The sequence below is a fragment of the Mesorhizobium salmacidum (SeqCode) genome, from assembly GCF_037179605.1.
Classification (GTDB): Bacteria; Pseudomonadota; Alphaproteobacteria; order Rhizobiales; family Rhizobiaceae; genus Mesorhizobium; species Mesorhizobium salmacidum.
On record NZ_JAPYKS010000016.1, the window covers coordinates 46,705 to 67,841 of the forward strand.

The following is a 21,137-nucleotide window of genomic DNA, read 5'->3' on the forward strand; positions in this document are numbered from 1 at the left end:
TTGTGGGAGAAGGTGTCGCCGAAGGCGACGGATGAGGGGTGTTCCAGCTTGGCACCCGCGGTGTTCCGTCACGCACCCCTCAACCGTCTCGGCGCTGCGCGCCGATCCACCTTCTCCCACAAGGGGAGAAGGGAAAAACAACGAGGATCGACGATGGACATACTAAACGAACCCCCATCAAAGCCGAAGGACGAGGCCGACGTTCGCGTCGGCCGGCGCGTGCGGGCGTTGCGACTCGAGCGCCGCTTGTCACTGGCAGAACTGGCGGCAAAAACTGGCATATCGATCGGCGCGCTCAGCCAGATCGAGCGTGGCATGTCATCGCTGCGCGTCAAGGTAATCTGGCCGCTTGCCGCCGCCCTCGACATCGAGCCGTCGGCGCTGATCGCCGACGGCGGCGATGCCGTCAATGATCTCTATTGCGTGCGGGCCGACAAGCGGCGTTCGATCCCCGTGAAGTCGGAAGGCATCGCCAAGGCGCTGCTGTCTCCGCCCGGCGCCACGCTGACCGGCATGCTGGTGATGGTGGAAGCCGGCGGCGGCACGGCGGAAGCCTATGCGCATGCCGGCCATGAATTCGGCTGTGTACTCGCGGGCGAGGTCGAACTGGTGGTGGATTCGACGAAATATTTGCTGAAGGCCGGCGACAGTTTTGCTTTCAAGAGCACGCTTCTGCATGCCTTCCGCAACCCCGGTGGCGAGCAATGCCGGATCCTTTGGGTCAACACGACCAAGCCCTCCGAGGTTCGCGATGGCGCCTGATCCAATTGTGCGGCTGCAGGCGGTGTCGAAGGTGTTTCCGGGTGGCATAGTCGGGCTCGATGCCGTCGATCTGGACATCGTCGGCGGCGAATTCCTGACCCTTCTGGGCCCGTCCGGCTGCGGCAAGACCACCAGCTTGCGCGTCATTGCCGGCTTCGAAAGCCCTTCGAGCGGCAGAGTGTTGCTCGATGGCCGCGACATCACCGCGCTGCGGCCGTTCGACCGGCCGGTCAACACCGTGTTCCAGGACTATGCGCTGTTTCCTCATATGAACGTCGCCGAAAATGTCGGCTTCGGCCTGTCGCTGCGCAAGCTGGCCGGCGGCGAACAGGCAAGACGCGTCGCCGAGGCTCTCGACATGGTCGGCCTTGCCGACAAGCTGCGCGCCCGCGTCTCCGAATTGTCGGGCGGCCAGCGCCAGCGCGTCGCGCTTGCGCGTGCCATCGTCTGCGAGCCCCGCGTGCTCCTGCTCGACGAGCCGCTGTCGGCGCTGGATGCGCATCTGCGCGAACAGATGCAGGTCGAATTGAAGCGGCTGCAGTCGCGGCTCGGCACCACATTCGTCATGGTCACGCATGACCAGACCGAAGCGCTGTCGATCTCCGACCGCATCGTCGTCATGAACAAAGGCCGCATCGAGCAGACCGCACCGCCGGCGACGCTTTACGACCGCCCCGCCACCAAGTTTGTGGCAAGTTTCATCGGCACCATGAACCTGCTGCAGTCGCGCTTTGTCGGCAGCAATGGCGATCGCCTGCGTTTCACCGCCGGCGCCTTGCCGCTGGAAGCTGTCCCCGACACCGGCGATCAGCCTCGCGAGGGCGAGATGCGCACCATAGGTGTGCGCCCGGAGGATTTGCTGGCGGCCGCCGAGGCCACGCCCGGCACGGCGCCGGCGCGGGTCAACAGCATCGTCTTCCATGGCCGCACGTTGCGCCTGCACGCCGAACTGGGGCAAGGCATGCCCGTTGTCATCGACGCGCCGCGCCAGGCCGAGGGCTTTCAATTCAGCGCCGGCGACGTGGCGCATATCAGCCTTCGCCGTGGCGCCAACTGCCCTATGCTCTCGGCATAGTCATTAAGGCTTGACCTTAGGAAAATGTTCCTGTTTTGTTCTGGTAGAGCAAAAAAGGAGCGTTCCTCGCTGGGCGTGCGTGCATGTATCTGCAAGGCGAATTCGATTTCGGCATTCCAGAACCGCCATGGCGGCCCAAAAAAACCGGATCGTGCCTTCTTCGGTTTGTTCTTGCAGCCTCGGTTCCATGGACCCTTCGCCGATCTGCAGAAACAGCTTTGTCATCGGCATGAAATAACTGGATCGCGGCTGTCGGTTGAACGGTTTCATCTGAGCCTGCAGCATGCTGGCGACTACGGACGGCTGCGGTCTAAGATCATCTTTGCGGGGTCGAGATCGGGCCGGTATGTCCAAATGCCTGCCTTTGAAGTCACGTTTGGCCATGTTGGCAGTTTTGCCGGTCGTCCCGCGACCAGGGACAGGCCACCCCGTCGCCCGTTTGTGCTTCTCGCCGATGAGGGGCCTGTTTTCGAACTCCACAAGTTACTCGGCGTCGAGATGCTGAAGAATGGGCTGAGGGCATCGGATCGTTTCGTCCCGCATCTGACACTCGCCTACGATCAGAAGTTTATCCCCCGGCAGCCGATCGAGCCGATCAGTTTCATAGCCCATGAATTCACTTTTGTTCACAGCCATCGCGGTTTGACAAAATACCTATTCCTGGACCGTTGGCCGTTGATGGCGGCGTCCCAGCCCTCCATCCTGACAGCGCCATGTCAGCTATCGAACGGTCCGGCAATGGTCGGCCAGCAGGCGGTTCCCTATTTGCAATGGGTCTGAACAGGAGGAACACAAATGACCACAGCGGAAATTGCCAAGGATTTCACCGAGCTTCTCAAGCAGGGTGACAATGAAGGCGCTGCCGAGAAGTACAATGCCGACGATATCGCCAGCTACGAAGCCATGGAGGGGCCGATGGCCGTCAGCCACGGCAAAGCGGCTCTCAAGGAGAAGAGTCGGTGGTGGCAAGAGAACAACGAAGTCCATGGCGGCTCGGTCGAGGGTCCCTATGTCAATGGTGACCAGTTCGCGGTGCGCTTCACCTTTGACATAACGCCCAAGGCCACGGGCCAGCGTGTCACCATGGATGAGGTCGGCCTTTACACGGTCAAGAACGGCAAGATCACCGAAGAGCGATTCTACTATTGAGCTACCGGGCCGGAACGATCGGTTCCGGCCCACTTCGCGCCTACGATTTGCTGGCAAAGCGGGAAGGGCGGTTTTAGGCTGTGGGCGGATTCGACTGTCAGCCAGAGGACCACGCTTTGACGATCACCATGTACGGCATCACCACCTGCGACACGATCAGGAAGGCGCGCGTCTGGCTGGAGAGCCATGACGTTGCCTATCGGTTCCACGACTATCGCGCGGAAGGGATCGAGGCAGACAGGTTGAATGGCTGGGTCGGCAAGGTCGGTTGGGAAAAGCTGCTCAACAAGGGCAGCACGACGTTTCGCGAACTGCCGGAGGCGGACAGGCAAGGCCTCGACGAGAAGAAGGCGAAAGCGCTGATGCTGGCCAGGCCGACGATGATCAAGCGTCCGGTGCTGGAAGTCGGCGACAGTATCCTCGTCGGGTTCAAGCCGGATGTTTATGAAGGGGCGGTGGGCGGGAAGTAGAACCGACTCTCACCCCCGCCGCGATCCTTCGCGCCCCCTCTGTCCCGCCGGCGCCTCGATGTTATGCGTGGGCTCGCAAATACCCCGCCAGCGCCACGGCGTTGTTATGCGCTTCGTCATGGGCGCCATAGAGCAGCGTCACCTTGCCGTCGCCGAGCAGGGCGCGCAATTGCGCCACCGCCTTTTCATTCCCATCCAGCTCGCCACGATACCGCTGTTGGAATTCCGCCCAGCGCGCCGGCTCATGCCCGAACCATTTGCGCAGTTCGTCGCTCGGCGCGATCTCCTTGAGCCACAGCGCCAGCGCCGCATCCTTCTTGGCGACGCCGCGCGGCCATATCCGATCCACCAGCACCCGCTGGCCATCGTCCTTCCCGGGTGCTTCGTAGACGCGCTTGACCGCGATGTCGAAGGCCATCACACCTCCGCTGGCTACAGCCCCTGGGCCCACTCGCCCTTGCGCATCACCGGCACGCGGCTGCCATCCCTGGCGACGCCCTCGATGTCGATCTTGTCCGACCCGATCATCCAGTCGATGTGGATGAAGCTCTTGTTGCCGCCGCGCGCCGCGATTTCGTCCTGGCTGAGCGAGGCGCCGTCGACGAAGCACTTTGAATAGCATTGGCCGAGCGCGATATGGCAGGCGGCGTTTTCATCGAACAGCGTGTTGAAGAACAACAGGCCGCTGGCCGAGATCGGCGAGGAATGCGGCACCAGCGCAACCTCGCCGAGGCGGCGCGCGCCTTCGTCGGTGTCGAGCACTTTCTTCAGCACGTCCTCGCCTTTCGAAGCCTTGGCGTCGACGATCCTGCCTTCCTCGAAGCGCACCGAGATGTCGTCGATCAGCGTGCCTTGGTAGGACAATGGCTTGGTCGACGACACGTGGCCCTCGACCCGCCTCGCATGCGGCGTGGTGAAGACCTCCTCCGTCGGGATGTTGGGGTTGCAGGTGATGCCGTTCTTGGCGGTCGAGGCGCCACCCATCCACTCATGGCCATCCGCCAGCCCGACCGTCAGGTCGGTGCCCGGTCCGGCAAAATGCAGCGAATGGAAGTTATGTTCGTTCAGCCATTTGGTGCGCTCGGCTAACGCTGCGTTATGCGCCTTCCAGTTGCCGATCGGATCCTCGACGTCGACGCGCGAAGCGGAGAAGATGGCCTCCGCCAGCTTCGCCACCGCGACATCGTCGGGCTCGCCCGGAAACACCTGTTTTGCCCAGGCCAGATCCGGATAGGCGACGATGTTCCAGTTGATGTCGAAGCCGGTGATCTTCTCCAGCGCCGGCTGGTAGGCCATCGAATTGGCCTTGTTGGCGCGCGCCACCTTCGCCGGGTCCTGCGCCGACAGCAGCGACGGATCCTCGCCGCGCACGGCAAGCCTGGCGGCGTTGTTGGAAAAGGCCTTCGCCATGCCTTCATAGAGCCAGCCGGCGGCGCGGTCGAAGCCGGCGTCGGCGCCAAAACGGTAGCGCGCCAGTGTCATCTCGTCATCGTTGAAGATCGGCGTCACCAGCCCCGCGCCGGCCTTGTAGGCATGCTCGACGATGCGCCTGGTCAGCGGCAGTGCCGCGATCGACGATGTCAGCACCAGATCCTGTCCGGGCTGCAATTGCAGCCCGACCTTGATTGCGACCTCCGCCAGCCTGTCGAGCTTCACCGGGTCGATCGTTGCGGAAACGCCGCGCGAATGTGTGGTCATGATCCTGCCTGTCGTAGTGGGATGTCTGATTGAACATAGACCGGTGCCGCGTTGCTTTCCACCGCGATCGCGCCGCTGGGCCCCCCGACCGACGATCCGAACTGCGCCATCGTCGCCGCGATCTCTTCCTTGATCCAGATTTTGAAGTCCCGGACCTTGCGGCTCTCGGCCTTGGTGGTGGAGGTCACCAGCCAGTAGCCGAGTCCGCTCTGGGCGCGGATTCCGAACGGTGCCACCAGCCGGCCGTCGGCCAGCGCATCGGCCGTCAGCAATTGCCAGCCCAGCATCACGCCATGGCCGGCGATTGCCGATTCCAGGCACAGCATCGGGTCGGTGAAGCGCGCGCCTTTCTGGAAGGTGACGGGTTGAACGCCGGCGGCCGCGAACCAGCTTTCCCAGTTGATCATCGCGCGCTCGTCGGTGATGGCGCAGGTCTGCTCAAGGTCGCCGATCGACTTCAGTTTTCTTGCAATGCCAGGCGCGCAGACCGGGAAGACTTCCTGCGCCAAAAGCAGCTCCGCCTTTCCGCCCGGCCATTTGCCGTCGCCAAGCCGGATCGCGATGTCGACGTCCGAGCGATCGAGATTGGCCAGCCGCACCGAGGCATCGATACGCAACAGTACGTTGGGATGCCGGTCGAAGTGCCGCGACAGCCGTGGCAACAGCCATTTGGAGGCAAAAGCCGGTGCTGCCGAAACAACCAATGTGCATTGGGTAGCCTCGTCGGCCAGTGCCACGGCCTGGGCAAGCTCGCGAAATCCAGCGCCAAGGCGGGCCGCGAAGACGGCGCCGAATTCGGTCAGCACGAGACCGCTCGTCGTGCGCTCGAACAGTGCCTGGCCGAGCTGTTTTTCGGTGCGGCTGATCTGCTGGCTGACGGCGCTGACGGAAACATTGAGTTCGCCGGCGGCGCTCGCCAGCGAGCCGAGACGGGCGACGGTTTCGACGGCGCGAAGGCCGTTGAGATGAACGCGGTTGAGCATGGCCATTTGAGATTTTCTAAACCGATCCGGCCGAAATCTCAATTGAAAGACTCGCCGAAACGGCTGACTTTATCGATGGGAGAACCTCCCGGGAGCCGGAAATGTTGAGGATATTGTCGTCGTTGAAGGTCCTGTTCGCCGCCACTTCTTCCGACGATACGCGCTGCGACATCGATACGCTGAGGTGGTTGACCGACCCGCTTGCGCATCCGGCGCTTGACGCTATGTCGGAGCGCGAGCTCGGTGATGTGCCGTTCCGCTTGACCGCGCGCCGGACCGTGCATGAGACCGTTTCACTGAGCGCCGGTTTCGGCGGGCGCTGCTGAGCGTGCGATCAGGGCCCTGGCCCAACATAAGGCGGATTGTTTCACCCGCCCGCACATTTATTGTGCACTGCAATGACTTCGCCCCAATCGACAGCGCTGCGTTACGCCTTCGCCGGCATGATCGCCATGGCCGTCGCCATGGGCATCGGCCGCTTCGTCTACACGCCGATCCTGCCCGGCATGATGGAGGAACTGCATCTGTCGCCGGCCGATGCCGGCTGGATCGCCTCGGCCAACTATCTCGGCTACCTCGTCGGCGCGTTGGCGGCGGCGGACAACTGGGCGCATGGACGCGAGCGTTTGATGATGCTCGTCGCCCTCGGTGCCAGCGCCATGCTGGCCGCCCTGATGGGGTTGACCGACACCATGCCCGCCTTTCTCGCCATCCGTTTTCTGGCCGGTCTGGCGAGCGCCTTCGTCATGGTGTTCATGGCCAGCATCGTTTTCAGCCATATCGCGGCGGCCGGGCGCGGCGACCTGCAGGCCTGGCATTTCGGCGGCGTTGGCCTCGGCATCGCGATATCGGCGGCGATGATGGCCGTGCTGGTCACCGAGCACGCCGGCTGGGCGCAGGGCTGGCTGTGGTCAGGTGCGATTTCGGCTTGCGGCTTCGTCGCCGTGGCGCTGCTGGCGAACCAGGGTCCGCTCACCAATGGCGAAGCCCTCCCGGAACCGGCGCTGCCGAAAGACCGGTCGCTGATCAAGGTGATCGTCGCCTATGGCCTGTTCGGTTTCGGCTATGTGGTGACGGCGACCTTCCTCGTCGCCATTGTCCGGCAAGGCGGCGGCAGCCGCGTCTTCGAGGCCGTGGTGTGGATGGTTGCCGGCCTTGCCGGTTTCCCTTCGGTCTGGCTGTGGCAGAAGATAGCGGCGCGGATCGGGCTCTATGCCGCCTATGCCTTGGGATGCTTCGTCGAAGTTGTCGGCGTTACCGCGAGCGTCGCCGCCGGCGGGCGCACGGGGCCGCTGCTTGGGGGCGTGCTGCTTGGCGGCACCTTCATTGCCATCACGGCACTTGGCCTGCAGGCGGCGCGGCAGCAGGCGCCAGGGTCGCCCCGGCGCGTCTTTGCCCTGATGACCGCCTCCTTCGGTCTTGGCCAGATCATCGGCCCGATCGCGGCCGGGCTTCTGGCGCAGGCATCGGGCGATTTCTTCCTCGCCTCCATCGTCGCCGCGGCCGTCTTGGTCGTCTCCGGCGCCGTCACATGGTCGGCTGCGCCAAAATCGCCATGATTTGCCGTCTTGCTCCGCGCCTGAGATCGGGCAGGCATTTTCTTTCCCCCTAATGTGTGACTTTATGCCCGCCGAACCCACCTGATTTGCGCATAGATCGAGGAATTCGCCACAGTGTTCGTATCCTTCTTCCCGCAGCCGAAGCTCTTCTTCTCTTCGGCCGCCATCTGGAGCCTTGCGGCAATCCTGTTCTGGTTTTTCGGCGGGGAGCAATTGGGGGGGCTTGTGGGTCTTCCGCCGGCAGCCGCCGATGCGGCGCCCATCATCGGCATCGCCGTGCTGGCGTCGAAACCGTTCATCTGGTTTTATATCTATTTCGCGCTGTGCGTGGCCATCTTCTATGCGTTCTGGAGCTGGTATTCGCCGCATCCATGGCAGCGCTGGTCGATCCTGATGACGGCGGTCATCCTGTTCTTCATCTATTTCAATGTGCAGGTCAGCGTGGCCGTCAACGCCTGGTACGGTCCGTTCTTTGACTATGTACAGGGATTGATGTCGGGGACCGGAAAGTCGACGAACGCGGAGTTCTATATCGGATTGGCCGACTTCTCATGGTTGGCGCTGGTCGGCATGAACGTGCAGGTGGTCAACGCCTTCATTGTCAGCCACTGGATCTTCCGCTGGCGCACGGCCATGAACAATTACTTTATCGAGAACTGGAGCAGGCTGCGCCATATCGAGGGCGCCTCGCAGCGTATCCAGGAAGATACGATGCGGTTCTCCCAGATCATGGAGGATCTCGGTTCCAGCTTCGTCCAGTCGATCATGACCCTGATCGCCTTCCTGCCGGTCATGATCCAGTTGCAGGCCCATATCAGCGAACTGCCGATCGTCGGCGCGATCCCGCAGCCATTGGTGGTCGCGGCACTTGCCTGGTGTCTGTTCGGCACGATCTCGGTGATGATTGCCGGCATGAAGCTTCCGGGGCTGCAATTCCGCAACCAGCGCGTCGAAGCCGCTTACCGCAAGGAACTGGTCTATGGCGAGGATCATGCGGACAGGGCGCAACCTGCTACCACCGCCGAGCTGTTCGCCAATGTCCGGCACAATTATTTCAGGCTCTATTTCCACTACATCTATTTCAACGTCGTCCGGTACACCTACCTGCAGGCCGACAATATTTTCTCGCTGTTGATCCTGGGTCCGTCGCTGGTCGCGCACAAGATAACGTTCGGTGCGCTGAACCAAATCTCCAATGCCTTCGGCAAGGTGACGGGTTCGCTGCAATTTCTGCTCACCTCGTGGTCGACCATCGTCGAACTGCAGTCGGTGCACAAACGCTTGCGCGCCTTTGAGGCGACGCTGCTGGGTGAGCCGCTGCCGGATATCGATCAGCGTTATCTGGCAAGGCACGGCGCCGAAGATCCGGCTTGAGGATGCTCTGACGAAAGACGGGTTGGCGGTTCAACCGCCAACCGAGGCCTGCTTCTGGACGCCATCCTGCCGCGAAACATAATCGCGAAAACTGATGCATTCGACATCTGATTTGACGCAGACCTCGCCGGCAAAGCGTTCCAGCGCGTTCCAGTAGGCGCCGTTATTCATCAGCGTGAAGTGGAAGCCGAGTTCCAGCGGAATGCGCTTGCCCTGATATTGCGCATCGAAGGCGGTGCGAAACGCCTGATAGGTCCGGTCGGCGAACTCCCCGGCCTTGCTCGGCCGCTCGAAGCCGCCGGAATGCCTGATATAGAGATTGTAGTCCATGGCGATCACCGGCCGCGATGTCGGTCCCTCCGGGATTAGCGGTAGGGAAAAACGGGTGATGCCGCCGACGGTCGGCGGTAGGGCAGGGCCCTTTGAAACGCCGCTGGCGTCGAATTGATAGCCGGCCGCCGGCAGTGCCTCGTAAAGCGCTTTGCCTGTCGACAGATACGGTGCCCGGAAACCCACCACCGCATGCCGCGCGAAATCACGCCAGCCCTCGGGTTCGGGCGCAATGCCGTTGATCGCATAGGCGTTCTCGAGAATGTGCTCGAAGGAGCCGAACTCTTTCAGCCAGTCGGCCTTGGTCCAGTCCTTGCCGTCGAAATGGCCGCAGACGTGGCTGGCGATGTCGTGGCCCTCGTGGGCAGCGAGGCCGATCTGTTCCAGCCGCTCGGCCACTTCCTGCCTGGAGGTGGCAAAGCCGATGTTGGATTTGCCCGCGCTCTTGCCCGGCGCGGTATATTGGCCGCGTGTCTCGGGCGACAGAAGGAAGACGCAGGACAGGAAATAAGTAAAATGCGCGCCGGTACGCTGGGCCAGCGCCCTGCTGCGCTTCCACTGCGAGATGTCGCGCGCGCTGTCGAAGGAGATGATGACGACCTGCTTCGGCCTTGCCGGTGCTGGTGGCGCGGGCGGATCGGCCAGGGCCGCGCCGGCGGTGACGAACGAGGCAAGCGAGAACGCAACAGCGCGGGACAAACAAGGGATCGGCAAATTCATGTGCTCCGGGTGGTCGGCAAGCCGGCTATCGCGCAAATGTGGCGCCGGTGCGATTGGGGTTTTCGTGGGTTCGCCCCGGCAATAGCCGATTTTCCGCTCGAACCCCTTCCATGCCGACAAAATTTCGCTAAAACGCGGGCTCATGAACCGCCCCGGCCCGGGGCAGGAATGGTTTGATTGATGTCCGACGACAGTTTTATCCGCGAAGTCAATGACGAGATGCGTCGCGAACAGGCGCAGAAGCTGTGGGACCGTTTCGGCCCGGCCTTGCTTGTGATTGCCATCCTGGTGGTGCTCGGTACCGCCGCCTTCGTCGGCTATCGCTATTGGGACGAGACTCGTGCCAACCGCTCCGGCGATACCTTCTCGCAGGCGCTGAAGCTTGCCAATGACGGCAAGAACGATGACGCGCTGGCCGCGCTCGTTCAGCTGGAGAAGGATGGCTACGGCGCCTATCCGCTGCTCGCCCGCATGCGCGCCGCGACCGTCAAGGCCAACAAGGGCGACGTCGATGCCGCCGTCAAGGATTTCGACGATGTCGCCGCCGACACCGCTATTCCCCAGGGTCTGCGCGACATGGCGCGGCTGAGGGCGGCGCTCCTGCTCGTCGATCACGGCTCCTTCGCCGACGTGTCGAGCCGCGTCGAGGCGCTGACATCGGACACCAACACGCTGCGCCACAGCGCGCGCGAGGCGCTCGGGCTTGCCGCCTGGAAGGAAGGCAAGACCCAGGACGCCCTGAAGCTGTTCGACCAGATCGCCTCCGATGACGGCGCCCCGCGCAACACGCGAGAGCGGGCGACCTTGATGTCCGAGTTGATCCGCGGGTCGGGCAGTGCATCGTGACCTTCAAAGTCGCCATCATAGGCAGACCTAACGTCGGCAAATCGACGCTTTTCAATCGGCTGGTCGGAAGGAAGCTGGCGCTTGTCGACGACACGCCGGGCGTTACTCGTGATCGCCGTGTCCATGCCGCCAAGCTTTACGATCTGCATTTCGATGTCATCGACACAGCGGGCTTCGAGGATGCCGGCGCTTCGACCTTGCCGGGACGCATGCGCGCGCAGACCGAAATCGCCATCCGCGAGGCGGATCTGATCTTCTTCACCATCGACGCCAAGTCCGGCCTGTTGCCGGATGACAGGACCTTTGCCGAGATCGTGCGCAAATCCGGCAAACCGGTTGTGCTGGTCGCCAACAAGGCCGAGGCGCGGGGCGCGCAAGGCGGCATGCTGGAAGCCTGGGAGCTCGGGCTTGGCGAGCCGATCCCGGTTTCGGCCGAGCACGGCCAGGGCATGCCCGACCTGCGCGACGCGGTGATCGAAGCGCTTGGCCAGGCGCGCGCCTTCGGTGAAGACGAGGACGGCGAAGACGAAGAAGCCGCCGCCAACGAAGTGCTGATCGGCGAGGACATCGCCGATCCGGATGCCGAGCCGGCCTATGACGACACCAAGCCGATGCGCATCGCCGTCGTTGGCCGTCCTAACGCCGGCAAGTCGACGCTGATCAATGCACTGATCGGCGAGGAGCGGCTGCTGACCGGACCGGAAGCCGGCATCACCCGCGATTCCATCTCCGTCGACTGGGACTGGCGCGGCCGCCGCATAAAACTGTTCGACACGGCCGGCATGCGCCGCAAGGCCAGAATCCACGAGAAGCTGGAAGTGATGTCGGTGCAGGATGGCTTGCGCGCGATCCGTTTCGCCGAGATCGTCATCATCGTGCTCGACGCCACCATTCCCTTCGAGAAGCAGGATCTGCAGATCGCCGACCTGATCATCCGCGAGGGCCGGGCACCGGTGATCGCCTTCAACAAATGGGACCTCATCGACAACCCGCAGGAGCTGTTGGCCGAACTGCGCGAGAAGACCGAGCGGCTGCTGCCGCAGGCGCGCGGCATCCAGGCCGTGCCGGTCTCGGCCGAGACCGGACGCGGCCTCGACAAGCTGATGGATGCGGTGCTGAAGACGCACAAGGTCTGGAACAGCCGTGTTTCGACCGGCAAGCTCAACCGCTGGCTCGAAGCCATCCTGACGCATCATCCGCCGCCCGCCGTTGCCGGGCGCCGGCTGAAGGTCAAATACGTCACCCAGGCCAAGACGCGGCCGCCGGGCTTCGTGGTCCAGTGCTCGCGGCCGGACGCGATGCCGCAAAGCTATGTCCGCTATCTATCCAATAGCCTGCGCGAAGCCTTCGACATGCCGGGCGTGCCGATCCGCATCGCGCTGCGCACTTCGGACAACCCCTTCGCTGGCAGGGCAAAGAAGCGCTGAGGCTTGGCTCGGCAACGCTTAAGCGACTTTCAGCAGGTTCTCTTTCGTCTCGGCGCCCTCAGGCAACGCCTCGAACGCCGATTGCAGCAGGATGTCGGCCAGCCGCGCCGCGACCGGATCGAGCTCGGCATCCTTCTGCTGCAGGTGCAGCGCCATCTTCGGCAGCGGCGGCAGCCCGAGCACTCCGGGCGCGAGCGCCCTGACATTTGCGGGCAGGCCGATATCGGTGCGGATCGTCAGCCCGAGGCCTGCTGCCACCGCCGCCCATATGCCGCCAAGGCTAGGGCTGGAGAACGCCATGCGCCAGGGCCGCCCGGCACGATCCAGCGTCTCGGTCGCCACGGTGCGCAGCAGGCAAGGCGCCTCGAACACAACCAGTTGCAGCGTCTCGTCAGTGCGGGGGCCTGCCTCCATCGGTTTTGCCGGGCCGATCCAGCGCGCCTGCACGTCGGCGACATGCCGGCTGTATGGCAGCTTCGTCCCGTCATGCCAGGCGAGCGCGATGTCGAGATTGCCGGAGAGGATACGCTCGGCCAATTCGTGGCTGCGCCCGATCCGTGCCTCGATCCGAACCTTGGGATGGGCACGGGCGAAGCGCCCGAGCACTTCCGGCAGCACGGCCTCGCCGAAATCCTCCTGCAGGCCGAGCCGCACCCAGCCCTCCAGTTCGACGTCACGGATGGCCAATGCTGCCTCGTCATTGAGCTCGATCAGGCGCCGCGCATAGCCGAGCATCGTCTCGCCGGCTTCGGTCAGTGACAGGCCGCGCCCCGCCTTGCGGAAGATCGGCGTATCGGCCTGCTCCTCCAGTTTCTTCAACTGTGCGCTGACGGCGGAGGTCGAGCGGCCAAGCCGCTCGGCTGCCCTGGCGAAACTTCCCAGTTCCAGCCCGGTGATGAAAGTTCTCAGCACGTCAAGATCGAATGTGACACGTCGCATTAGATCGTCCTTGTTTTCAGGATTATTAATCAAAAACTTCCTGATTTTATGGATGAAGCTATGGCGCTAGTTCCATCCCGTCAAGGCCGCTCGACCGGCGTCACGGGAATGGAATCATGTCTGCCACCGTCATTCGCAACGATTGCCAGCCATCCGGACGAGGCGCCGCCACCATCCCGGCCGGCCGGACCTTCGGGCCTAATCATCGCTGGAAGGTCCTGGGTATCGGGGTTGCCGCGAACGCCGGTTTCTCGGCCACTTTCTCGGGCATACCGGCCACGGCGGTCGTGCTTCGCCAAGGCTATCAGTTGAACAATGCCGAACTCGGCCTGGCGCTCGGCCTTCTCGGGCTGGGGGTTGCGCTCAGCGAACTGCCATGGGGTCTGCTCACCGACCGCTGGGGGGATCGCCGCGTGCTTCTGATCGGGCTTGGCGCGACGGCGGCGTGGCTGCTTGCGATGGCGATGCTCGTGGTGCCGACAACGGCAGACATTCCCGATGTCACGCTGCTGGCGGCAAGCCTGCTCGTCACGGGACTGCTCGGCGGCAGTGTCAACGGTTCGAGCGGTCGCGCCATCATGGCCTGGTTCAGCGAGAATGAGCGCGGTTTTGCCATGAGCATCAGGCAGACGGCGGTGCCGCTTGGCGGCGGCCTCGGCGCGCTCGTCCTGCCTTCGCTTGCCCTGGCTTTCGGTTTTGCCGCGGTGTTCGGGCTCCTGGCGGCGGCATCCGCTCTCTCCGCCCTGTTCGCCTGGCGTTGGCTGCACGAACCGCCGACGGCGGGTGGCGGCCACGCCGTTCCGTCTGGCGTGGCCGGTCCGGCACCGTTGCGCAACACAGAGGTCTGGCGCATCTCGACCGCCATCGGCTTGCTCTGTTTTCCGCAAGTGGCGGTCCTCACTTTCGCATCGGTGTTCCTGCACGACTTTGCCGGACTTGGCACGACGGCGATCAGCACCAGCCTCGCCGCGGTACAGGTCGGTGCCATGGTCATGCGCGTCTGGAGCGGCCGCTTCACCGACCGCCACGGCAACCGCCGTCAGTTTCTTCGCTTGTGCAGTGCGCTGAGCGCGCTGGCCTTCGTGATGCTCTGGGTGCTGGTTCTGGCCGTACCCGCAATGCCTGGCAGCCAATCCGTCCTGATCGCCGTCCTGCCCTTGGTGCTTGTCGTCGCCGGCATCTCGGTCTCCGCCTGGCACGGCGTTGCCTATACCGAGCTTGCCACGCTGGCCGGTCCCGGCCATGTAGGAACCGCGCTCAGCCTTGCCAACAGCTTTGTCTTCGTCGGCTTCTTCCTGGTGCCGGTAGCCATTCCGTGGCTGCTGCACCTCTGGTCCTGGCCCGGCGTCTGGCTGTCGGCCGCGGTTTGCGCGCTCATCGCCTGGCCGATCTTCCTGCGGCGGGCCTGAGTTCCCGCCGCAAAACCGCCCGACTTCGAAGCCACGACCTTGAGCCGACCGGGATCCCGTTAACGTCCCATCAAGGTTAATGCATCATTTTGCTCTCCAGTGGGGTCAGTTGCGTTCCTGGAGAGAGTTCCGTGCATCGACGTGTGTTGAAGCGGCTGATGGCCGCCGCCGGTGAGAAACGCAGCCTTGTGTCTCCGTTCATCATCGGTCTCGGTATCTGGATCGGCTTTCCGACCGTCGCCGCCTACCAGGACATGACCAGCCTCGTTTCCGGCCTTGAATCGCCGACCGCGCGCTGGAACTCCTATGTCGAGAAATCCGTCGCCGGTTCGGTCCACGCGGCCGAGATGCCGTTCGTCGAGTCCGACATCACCGGCTCGATCTCGGGTTCCGGCGTTCGCCTTCCCGGCATCGGCTCCGTTTCGTTCCGCGGCAAGGGCGGCAAGGTTAGCGGGTCGCCCGACGAGGATCGCGTCGCGCGCGCCGACAAGAAGGGCCGCATCGTCCAGGTCTCTCCCGTAGCGCCGCCGAAGAACTTCAATGCCGGCTCGATCTTCCAGCGGACCTCCTCGCTGACGCGGCCGAGCATGGACAGCGACCTGAAAATGGCATTCGCCAAGCCTCAGATCAAAGGCAAGGAAATCCAGATCGCCGCCGCATTCCACGCACGTGAGGACAGGAAACCGGATCCCGGCGTGCCGGCCATGCTTGCAGCCCTCGTCAACAACGACCATCCCGATGTGCTGGCGACCGCCTATGCCCAATCCGCGCCGGACTATGCCAAGGCCTCGCCCTTTGAAGCCCTGCTTCAGGACGAGCAGCCCAACAGCGGCCGCTTCATTCCGCCGATGGCCAAGGGCGACCACGCCTGGATCCAGAATCCGCTTCCTGCCGGCGTCTTCTCCAAGCCGGAGCAGAAATGCCTGGCCAACGGCATCTATTTCGAGGCACGCGGCGAAGCGGTGCGCGGCCAGGCCGCCGTCGCCCAGGTGATCCTCAACCGGGTCCGCAATCCCGCCTATCCCAATTCGATCTGCGGCGTCGTCTACCAGAACGACAGCTGGTTCAACCGCTGTCAGTTTTCATTCGCTTGCGACGGCAGGAAGAAGCGCATCGACAATCCTGTCGCCTACCAGACCGCACAGGACATCGGCATGGCCGTCACCGCCGGCAAGATCTTCATTCCGGAAGTAGGATCGTCCACCCACTACTATGCCAATTATGTCCACCCCGGCTGGGCGCGCACAATGCAGAAGATGACCAAGATCGGCCTGCATATCTTTTACCGGACCTATGGTGGCGGCTGGAGTTGAGCGGCCCGCCGCCCGCCGTTCTTTTCGCGCGGTCGCACGGTCGATCGGAGAGCCATTGTCTGGGGGATTCGCGCGGCGCATCCCCCTGATCGCCGCGGGCACGATGTCGCACCTTGCTAGTATATTGATTTCATTGTCTAAAATACACAGCTCGGAAGTTCCGTCCGTGGCTTGACGGGCGCAAACCCTCTAACTATGTTGCCGGCGACTTTAGAAGCGGACGGACGGTGACGGTCTGCCCGGGCAGGGGGGTTGCGATGGCCGAAAAAAAAGGGCCAGACGGAACCGGAGAAACCGGCCGTGGCAAAGAGCATGACCCCGAAATCCGCGACGACGATCTTGAGCGACGTCGGCGTGAACTTGGAGCATCGCTTGCGACAAGGCTGCCGAACCGGCTCGAGGGGAAAGACGACGCGAAACCAGTGACCGGATACGGTCAGGCGATCAAACTATCCAGCGAGTTTATCGCCGGGGTGGTGGTGGGCGCCGGCATCGGCTGGATCATCGACCGTATGGCGGGGACATCGCCGTGGGGTCTGATCGTTTTCCTGCTGCTTGGTTTTGGCGCCGGCGTGCTCAATGTCATGCGTTCGGCTGGCGTTGTGGCGGAATTCGGACAAGGTGCCAAGCCGCGCCATGACCGGGACGACAGCAAATGACCGCCCTTCAGGCGGCAATGGTAATTTAGCCGTACGCGGCATTGACGGGGTTTGAACGTGGCAGCTGACAAGGTCGATCCGATCCACCAGTTCCATATCAACAAGCTGATACCGATCGAAATCGGCGGCTATGACCTGTCTTTCACCAATTCCGCCCTGTTCATGGTCGCCACCGTCGTTGTTGCCGCGGCGTTCCTGTTTCTGACGACGTCGAGCCGCAGCTTGGTGCCAGGACGACTGCAATCGGTCTCCGAAATGGCTTACGAATTCGTCGGCAACATGCTGCGCGACGCCGCCGGCACGCAGGGCATGAAGTTCTTCCCCTTCGTGTTCTCGCTGTTCATGTTCGTGCTGGTTGCCAATCTGCTCGGCCTGTTTCCCTATTTCTTCACTGTCACAAGCCACATCATCGTCACCTTCGGCCTCGCGGCCCTGGTGATCGGAACCGTGGTGGTCTACGGCTTCATGAAGCATGGTCTTGGTTTCCTCAAGCTGTTCGTGCCGCATGGCGTGCCGGTGTTCCTGCTGCCGCTGGTGGTGCTGATCGAGGTCATCTCCTTCGTGTCGCGCCCGGTCAGCCTCTCGGTTCGTCTGTTCGCCAACATGCTTGCCGGCCACATCACGCTCAAAGTGTTCTCTGGGTTCGTCGTCAGCCTCTCCGCTCTGGGCGCGGTCGGTGTGGCGGGTTCGATCCTGCCGTTGGCGATGGCGGTGGCGCTGACGGCGCTTGAATTGCTGGTCGCTTTCTTGCAGGCCTACGTCTTTGCCGTGTTGACCTGCATGTATCTCAACGACGCCCTGCATCCCGGGCACTGAGGCCAAGAGTTCCGGCCCAAGAGTTTCAACATTGGTGCCGGATGAAATCGCAACGGAATTTTCAGATCCAAAGGAGTTGAACAAATGGACGCAGAAGCAGCAAAGTACATCGGCGCCGGCATCGCTTGCCTGGGCATGGGTGGCGCGGGCATTGGCCTGGGCAACATCTTCGGCAGCTACCTCTCGGGCGCGCTGCGCAACCCGTCGGCTGCCGACGGCCAGTTCGGCCGCCTGATTTTCGGCTTCGCCGTGACCGAAGCTCTGGGCATCTTCTCGCTTCTCATCGCGCTGCTGGCCCTGTTCGGCTGAGTACTGAGAAGATTGGACAGGCCGGCCGCGCTAGCGGCGGGCCTGATATCTGGGGATAGTCCATGTTCGTGACATCTGCCTTCGCGCAAGAGTCCGCGCCATCAGCCGACACCAGCCACGCTGCGACCGGAGGCGACACGCATTCCGGCACCAGCGTGCCTGCCGAAGCACACGGCACGTTTCCGCCATTCAATCCGGAGACGTTTCCGTCGCAGCTTCTGTGGCTGGCGATCACGTTCGGGCTGTTCTACCTCTTCCTGAAGCGGGTCGTGATGCCGCGCGTCGGCGGCATCATCGATGTCCGCAACGACCGCATCAGCCAGGATCTCGACCAGGCAGCCAAGTTGAAGGGCGAGGCGGACGCCGCCGTTGCCGCTTACGAGCAGGAACTGGCTGAAGCCAAGAAGAACGCCAATTCGATCGGCCAGCAGGCCAACGATGCGGCCAAGGCGGAAGCCGAGACCGCGCGCAAGAAGATCGAGGCCGCGCTCGACGCCAAGCTTGGCGAGGCCGAGGCACGCATTGCTTCCATCAAGGCCAATGCCATGAAGGAAGTCGGCAGCATCGCCGAGGACACCGCTTCGGCGATCGTCGAGGCACTGGTTGGCGGCAAGGCCAGCAAGGCCGAGATCGCGGCCGCGGTCAAATCCGTGGCCCGGTGAGGAGCGCATCATGGACGCTACATCTCTCGCAACGCTCTGGGCCACGATTGCCCTGATCATCTTCCTGGGCATCGCCGTCTACATCAAGGTGCCCCGCATGATCGCCAAGGCGCTCGACGCCCGCGCCGCCAGGATCAGCAGTGAACTCGACGAGGCACGCAAGCTGCGCGAAGAAGCCCAGCAACTGCTCGGTCAGTACAAGAAGAAGCGCAAGGAAGCCGAGCAGGAAGCTGCCGACATTGTCGCGGCCGCCAAGCGCGAGGCAGATCTGCTGGCCGCCGATGCCCACAAGAAGACCGAGGATTACGTTGCCAGGCGCACCGCGCTTGCCGAGCAGAAGATCGGCCAGGCCGAACGCGAAGCGATCGGCGAAGTGCGCGCCAGCGCCGTCGACATCGCTGTCGAGGCGGCACGCGTGCTGCTTGCCGGCAAGATCGACGCCAAGGCCGGAGCCGACCTGTTCAAGTCCGCGCTGCAGGATGTGAAGGCGAAGCTGAACTAAGCTGAACGACCAATATTGAAGAGCCGCCCGGGCAACCTGGCGGCTTTTTTGTGCAGTGCGTCAACGCTGCCAATCTCCCCCACAAGGGGGGAGATCGGCCGACACGGCTGCCGTCGTTTTACTCCAGCCCGGCGAAGCTTTCTTCTTCTTCCGTCACCTCGGCGCCGCCCAACCTGAACGGCGCAAACGAGGTGCGGTGCAGCCGAGCGACGGGGCCATGCGCCTCGATCGCCGTACGGTGCCGGACCGTGGCGTAGCCCATATGGACTTCGAAGCCGTAGCGGTCGTGATGATTGCCGCAGCCGCACATCATGCGGTCGCGCATGACTTTGGCCACGATCGAGGCTGCGGCGATCGACTGCGAGCGTTGGTCACCCTTGATCAGCGCGCGCCCCTCGCAGGGCAGTCCCGGCGGCACGTCGCGTCCATCCGCCAGCGCGAGCTTTGCCTGGATGGGCAGCCCGACCACTGCGCGGCGCATCGCTTCGAGGCTCGCCTTGAGGATGTTGCTGCCATCGATGCCCTCGGCGCTGACCGACGCCATCGAGACGCCGAGCGCGGAACCGATGATGCGCAGAAACAGCGCTTCGCGCTGCAAGTGGCTAAGCCGCTTGGAATCGTCGAGCCCTTCGGGAATGTTGGCGGGGTCGAGCACCACTGCCGCCGCGACCACCGGCCCGGCCAGCGGGCCACGGCCGGCTTCGTCCATCCCTGCGACCGGCCACAGGCCATCGGCCATCGCCTTCGTCTCGAAGGAGAAATCGGGTTTCTCGACGATTTCGAAGAGAGGCGGAGAATCAGAACGCGCGCGAGCCATGTTGCGGCGAGGTTCGCATCGGCTCTGATTCTCCGCAAGTCCCTCCGGGTCGGGTGGGGCGCCGTACCGGGAGGGCACCGTCTGCAGGCCGGGGCAGGCCGGACGGGATCTTTTTGCAGGGCGGCAATGAACAGCCGCGGTGTCTTTCGGCTTCAGAGCAGCATCAACTGCTCCTGGTCCTTACCGGCCGCGACGAACTGGTCGGTCCGCAGCGTGCGCCGTTCGGCATTGAGGCCGAGCCGCTTGGCGGTGATCTCGAAGCGCCGGCCGATCTGCCAGGCATAAGGTCCGGCGCCCTTCATGCGCTTGCCCCACTCCGAATCGTAGTCCTTGCCGTCGCGCATCGAACGGATCAGCGACATCACGTGGCGATAGCGGTCGGGATAGTGGCGCAGCAGCCAGTCCTTGAAGATCGGGCTGACCTCCAGCGGCAGGCGCAGCACCACATAGCCGGCCTCGCGCGCACCGGCATGGTGTGCCGAGTCGAGGATGCGTTCCATCTCCTGGTCGGTCAGGCCCGGAATGATCGGCGCCACCATCACCGAAGCCGGGATACCGGCTTCCGAAAGCTGCCTGATCGCTTCCAGCCGCTTGGTCGGCGTCGATGCGCGGGGCTCCATCGTCCTGGCCAGCATGCGGTCAAGCGTCGTCACCGACAGCGCCACCTTGGCGAGCCCGCGCTCGGCCATGCGCGACAGAATGTCGATGTCGCGCACCACCAGGGCTGACTTGGTGACGATGCCGACCGGATGACCGCGTGCCTCCAGCACTTCGAGGATTTCGCGCATGATCCGGTACTGCTTCTCGATCGGCTGGTAAGGATCGGTGTTGGTGCCGATGGCGATGGTGCGCGGCTGGTAGCCATCCTTCGACAACTCCTTGTCGAGCAGGCGTGCCGCATCCGGCTTGGCGAACAGCTTGGATTCGAAATCCAGGCCCGGCGACAGGCCCATGAACGAATGCGTCGGCCGCGCGAAGCAATAGACGCAACCGTGCTCGCAACCGCGATAGGGATTGATCGACCGGTCGAAGGAGATGTCGGGCGATTCGTTGCGGGTGATGATGGTGCGCGGCTTCTCCACCTGCACCTCGGTCTTGAACGGAGGCAACTCCTCCAGCGAACTCCAGCCATCGTCGAAGACATGCCGGCTGACGGGTTCGAACCGGCCGGACGGATTGATGCCCGCCGATCGGCCACGGTTGCGGTCCGGACGGACCCGCATGCCACTCTGCTCGATCATCGCGTTGGCCATCTCGGCTCGTCCTGCTCCGAAGGCCGCAATATCGGCGCGCATGATCGGTTCCATCTTCGCCCGCT

At 63.4% G+C, this 21,137-nt stretch carries 24 protein-coding genes; 17 read left to right on the forward strand and 7 right to left on the reverse strand.

From position 1 onward, the window contains the following. The first annotated feature begins 153 nt into the window (after positions 1-153). The 5 genes from O7A60_RS21115 (at position 154) to O7A60_RS21135 (ending at position 3,456) form a co-directional block, all read left to right on the forward strand. Positions 154-762: a cupin domain-containing protein gene (locus O7A60_RS21115; RefSeq protein WP_337107865.1), complete on the forward strand. Its 609-nt coding sequence runs from the start codon at positions 154-156 to the stop codon at positions 760-762. Next, positions 752-1,837 (forward strand): ABC transporter ATP-binding protein, encoded by a 1,086-nt coding sequence (locus O7A60_RS21120; protein WP_337107866.1) that lies wholly within the window; start codon positions 752-754, stop codon positions 1,835-1,837. Before O7A60_RS21115 ends, O7A60_RS21120 begins: the two co-directional genes overlap by 11 nt. Positions 1,838-1,861: 24 nt before the next feature. Then, on the forward strand, positions 1,862-2,617 hold the full coding sequence (locus tag O7A60_RS21125; RefSeq protein WP_337107867.1) for a 2'-5' RNA ligase family protein: 756 nt from the start codon (positions 1,862-1,864) through the stop codon (positions 2,615-2,617). A 15-nt stretch (positions 2,618-2,632) separates the two neighbouring features. Further along, entirely contained in the window at positions 2,633-2,986 is a 354-nt protein-coding gene (locus O7A60_RS21130) for a nuclear transport factor 2 family protein (RefSeq protein ID WP_140507905.1), read from the forward strand. 116 nt (positions 2,987-3,102) lie between these two features. Then, the gene (locus O7A60_RS21135) at positions 3,103-3,456 is read left to right on the forward strand and encodes an ArsC family reductase (protein ID WP_140771670.1); all 354 of its coding nucleotides are present in this window, start codon (positions 3,103-3,105) and stop codon (positions 3,454-3,456) included. A 61-nt stretch (positions 3,457-3,517) separates the two neighbouring features. On the opposite strand, the gene O7A60_RS21140 is transcribed toward O7A60_RS21135, so the two are convergent. Genes O7A60_RS21140 through O7A60_RS21150 form a run of 3 tightly spaced genes read right to left on the reverse strand, consistent with a single transcriptional unit; the run spans position 3,518 to position 6,143 of the window. Then, entirely contained in the window at positions 3,518-3,874 is a 357-nt protein-coding gene (locus O7A60_RS21140) for a DUF488 domain-containing protein (RefSeq protein ID WP_337107868.1), read from the reverse strand. A gap of 14 nt (positions 3,875-3,888) precedes the next feature. Beyond that, complete coding sequence (locus O7A60_RS21145; protein WP_337107869.1) at positions 3,889-5,154, reverse strand: aminopeptidase; 1,266 nt, start codon at positions 5,152-5,154, stop codon at positions 3,889-3,891. Further along, positions 5,151-6,143: a LysR substrate-binding domain-containing protein gene (locus tag O7A60_RS21150; RefSeq protein ID WP_337107870.1), complete on the reverse strand. Its 993-nt coding sequence runs from the start codon at positions 6,141-6,143 to the stop codon at positions 5,151-5,153. Before O7A60_RS21150 ends, O7A60_RS21145 begins: the two co-directional genes overlap by 4 nt. A gap of 116 nt (positions 6,144-6,259) precedes the next feature. Between O7A60_RS21150 and O7A60_RS21155 the strand changes: the two genes are divergently transcribed. The 3 genes from O7A60_RS21155 to sbmA all read left to right on the forward strand — a co-directional run bounded on the left by O7A60_RS21155 (position 6,260) and on the right by sbmA (position 9,070). Next, positions 6,260-6,463: a hypothetical protein gene (locus O7A60_RS21155; protein ID WP_415926841.1), complete on the forward strand. Its 204-nt coding sequence runs from the start codon at positions 6,260-6,262 to the stop codon at positions 6,461-6,463. 72 nt (positions 6,464-6,535) lie between these two features. After that, the gene (locus tag O7A60_RS21160; RefSeq protein ID WP_337107872.1) at positions 6,536-7,696 is read left to right on the forward strand and encodes a YbfB/YjiJ family MFS transporter; all 1,161 of its coding nucleotides are present in this window, start codon (positions 6,536-6,538) and stop codon (positions 7,694-7,696) included. A gap of 114 nt (positions 7,697-7,810) precedes the next feature. After that, entirely contained in the window at positions 7,811-9,070 is a 1,260-nt protein-coding gene (gene sbmA / locus O7A60_RS21165) for a peptide antibiotic transporter SbmA (RefSeq protein WP_337107873.1), read from the forward strand. A 30-nt stretch (positions 9,071-9,100) separates the two neighbouring features. Here sbmA and O7A60_RS21170 read toward each other — a convergent pair whose 3' ends face one another. Next, on the reverse strand, positions 9,101-10,108 hold the full coding sequence (locus O7A60_RS21170; protein WP_337107941.1) for a polysaccharide deacetylase family protein: 1,008 nt from the start codon (positions 10,106-10,108) through the stop codon (positions 9,101-9,103). Positions 10,109-10,300: 192 nt separating this feature from the next. Here O7A60_RS21170 and O7A60_RS21175 point away from each other — a divergent pair, with 192 nt between their 5' ends. Both O7A60_RS21175 and der read left to right on the forward strand, forming a co-directional pair. Further along, the gene (locus tag O7A60_RS21175; RefSeq protein ID WP_337107874.1) at positions 10,301-10,966 is read left to right on the forward strand and encodes a tetratricopeptide repeat protein; all 666 of its coding nucleotides are present in this window, start codon (positions 10,301-10,303) and stop codon (positions 10,964-10,966) included. Continuing rightward, on the forward strand, positions 10,963-12,393 hold the full coding sequence (gene der / locus O7A60_RS21180; protein ID WP_140716919.1) for a ribosome biogenesis GTPase Der: 1,431 nt from the start codon (positions 10,963-10,965) through the stop codon (positions 12,391-12,393). The genes O7A60_RS21175 and der overlap by 4 nt, the downstream gene beginning before the upstream one ends. A gap of 18 nt (positions 12,394-12,411) precedes the next feature. On the opposite strand, the gene O7A60_RS21185 is transcribed toward der, so the two are convergent. Beyond that, positions 12,412-13,332: a LysR substrate-binding domain-containing protein gene (locus tag O7A60_RS21185; protein ID WP_337107875.1), complete on the reverse strand. Its 921-nt coding sequence runs from the start codon at positions 13,330-13,332 to the stop codon at positions 12,412-12,414. Positions 13,333-13,448: 116 nt separating this feature from the next. On the opposite strand from O7A60_RS21185, the gene O7A60_RS21190 reads away from it, so the two are divergent. From O7A60_RS21190 to O7A60_RS21220, 7 genes are all read left to right on the forward strand, one after another. Then, positions 13,449-14,741 (forward strand): MFS transporter, encoded by a 1,293-nt coding sequence (locus O7A60_RS21190; protein ID WP_337107877.1) that lies wholly within the window; start codon positions 13,449-13,451, stop codon positions 14,739-14,741. 131 nt (positions 14,742-14,872) lie between these two features. Next, on the forward strand, positions 14,873-16,054 hold the full coding sequence (locus O7A60_RS21195) for a cell wall hydrolase (protein WP_337107878.1): 1,182 nt from the start codon (positions 14,873-14,875) through the stop codon (positions 16,052-16,054). 257 nt (positions 16,055-16,311) lie between these two features. Then, positions 16,312-16,713 (forward strand): AtpZ/AtpI family protein, encoded by a 402-nt coding sequence (locus tag O7A60_RS21200; RefSeq protein ID WP_027142300.1) that lies wholly within the window; start codon positions 16,312-16,314, stop codon positions 16,711-16,713. Between the two features lie 57 nt (positions 16,714-16,770). After that, positions 16,771-17,529, forward strand: a complete 759-nt coding sequence (locus O7A60_RS21205) for a F0F1 ATP synthase subunit A (RefSeq protein WP_027142301.1) — start codon at positions 16,771-16,773, stop codon at positions 17,527-17,529. Positions 17,530-17,613: 84 nt separating this feature from the next. Continuing rightward, a complete protein-coding gene (locus O7A60_RS21210; protein ID WP_013896722.1) occupies positions 17,614-17,838 on the forward strand; it encodes a F0F1 ATP synthase subunit C in 225 nt (74 codons plus the stop codon). A 62-nt stretch (positions 17,839-17,900) separates the two neighbouring features. Then, positions 17,901-18,500, forward strand: a complete 600-nt coding sequence (locus O7A60_RS21215) for a F0F1 ATP synthase subunit B (RefSeq protein ID WP_027142302.1) — start codon at positions 17,901-17,903, stop codon at positions 18,498-18,500. A 10-nt stretch (positions 18,501-18,510) separates the two neighbouring features. Beyond that, on the forward strand, positions 18,511-19,002 hold the full coding sequence (locus O7A60_RS21220; RefSeq protein WP_337107879.1) for a F0F1 ATP synthase subunit B: 492 nt from the start codon (positions 18,511-18,513) through the stop codon (positions 19,000-19,002). A gap of 118 nt (positions 19,003-19,120) precedes the next feature. On the opposite strand, the gene O7A60_RS21225 is transcribed toward O7A60_RS21220, so the two are convergent. Together O7A60_RS21225 and O7A60_RS21230 are read right to left on the reverse strand one after the other, a co-directional pair. Then, a complete protein-coding gene (locus tag O7A60_RS21225) occupies positions 19,121-19,819 on the reverse strand; it encodes a ribonuclease HII (protein WP_337107880.1) in 699 nt (232 codons plus the stop codon). A 152-nt stretch (positions 19,820-19,971) separates the two neighbouring features. Next, entirely contained in the window at positions 19,972-21,126 is a 1,155-nt protein-coding gene (locus tag O7A60_RS21230; protein WP_337107942.1) for a PA0069 family radical SAM protein, read from the reverse strand. Between the last annotated feature and the right edge of the window lie 11 nt (positions 21,127-21,137).

What these genes read in the sequence shown, in the direction of transcription:
- O7A60_RS21210 (WP_013896722.1), top strand. Translation starts at nt 17,614, where the DNA reads ATGGACGCAGAAGCAGCAAAGTACATCGGCGCCGGCATCGCTTGCCTG.
- O7A60_RS21115 (WP_337107865.1), top strand. Translation starts at nt 154, where the DNA reads ATGGACATACTAAACGAACCCCCATCAAAGCCGAAGGACGAGGCCGAC.
- O7A60_RS21160 (WP_337107872.1), top strand. Translation starts at nt 6,536, where the DNA reads ATGACTTCGCCCCAATCGACAGCGCTGCGTTACGCCTTCGCCGGCATG.
- O7A60_RS21120 (WP_337107866.1), top strand. Translation starts at nt 752, where the DNA reads ATGGCGCCTGATCCAATTGTGCGGCTGCAGGCGGTGTCGAAGGTGTTT.
- O7A60_RS21185 (WP_337107875.1), bottom strand. Translation starts at nt 13,332, where the DNA reads ATGCGACGTGTCACATTCGATCTTGACGTGCTGAGAACTTTCATCACC.
- O7A60_RS21140 (WP_337107868.1), bottom strand. Translation starts at nt 3,874, where the DNA reads ATGGCCTTCGACATCGCGGTCAAGCGCGTCTACGAAGCACCCGGGAAG.
- O7A60_RS21230 (WP_337107942.1), bottom strand. Translation starts at nt 21,126, where the DNA reads ATGGAACCGATCATGCGCGCCGATATTGCGGCCTTCGGAGCAGGACGA.
- O7A60_RS21145 (WP_337107869.1), bottom strand. Translation starts at nt 5,154, where the DNA reads ATGACCACACATTCGCGCGGCGTTTCCGCAACGATCGACCCGGTGAAG.
- O7A60_RS21225 (WP_337107880.1), bottom strand. Translation starts at nt 19,819, where the DNA reads ATGGCTCGCGCGCGTTCTGATTCTCCGCCTCTCTTCGAAATCGTCGAG.
- O7A60_RS21190 (WP_337107877.1), top strand. Translation starts at nt 13,449, where the DNA reads ATGTCTGCCACCGTCATTCGCAACGATTGCCAGCCATCCGGACGAGGC.
- O7A60_RS21150 (WP_337107870.1), bottom strand. Translation starts at nt 6,143, where the DNA reads ATGGCCATGCTCAACCGCGTTCATCTCAACGGCCTTCGCGCCGTCGAA.
- O7A60_RS21130 (WP_140507905.1), top strand. Translation starts at nt 2,633, where the DNA reads ATGACCACAGCGGAAATTGCCAAGGATTTCACCGAGCTTCTCAAGCAG.
- O7A60_RS21215 (WP_027142302.1), top strand. Translation starts at nt 17,901, where the DNA reads ATGTTCGTGACATCTGCCTTCGCGCAAGAGTCCGCGCCATCAGCCGAC.
- O7A60_RS21125 (WP_337107867.1), top strand. Translation starts at nt 1,862, where the DNA reads ATGTTCCTGTTTTGTTCTGGTAGAGCAAAAAAGGAGCGTTCCTCGCTG.
- O7A60_RS21200 (WP_027142300.1), top strand. Translation starts at nt 16,312, where the DNA reads ATGGCCGAAAAAAAAGGGCCAGACGGAACCGGAGAAACCGGCCGTGGC.
- O7A60_RS21175 (WP_337107874.1), top strand. Translation starts at nt 10,301, where the DNA reads ATGTCCGACGACAGTTTTATCCGCGAAGTCAATGACGAGATGCGTCGC.
- O7A60_RS21220 (WP_337107879.1), top strand. Translation starts at nt 18,511, where the DNA reads ATGGACGCTACATCTCTCGCAACGCTCTGGGCCACGATTGCCCTGATC.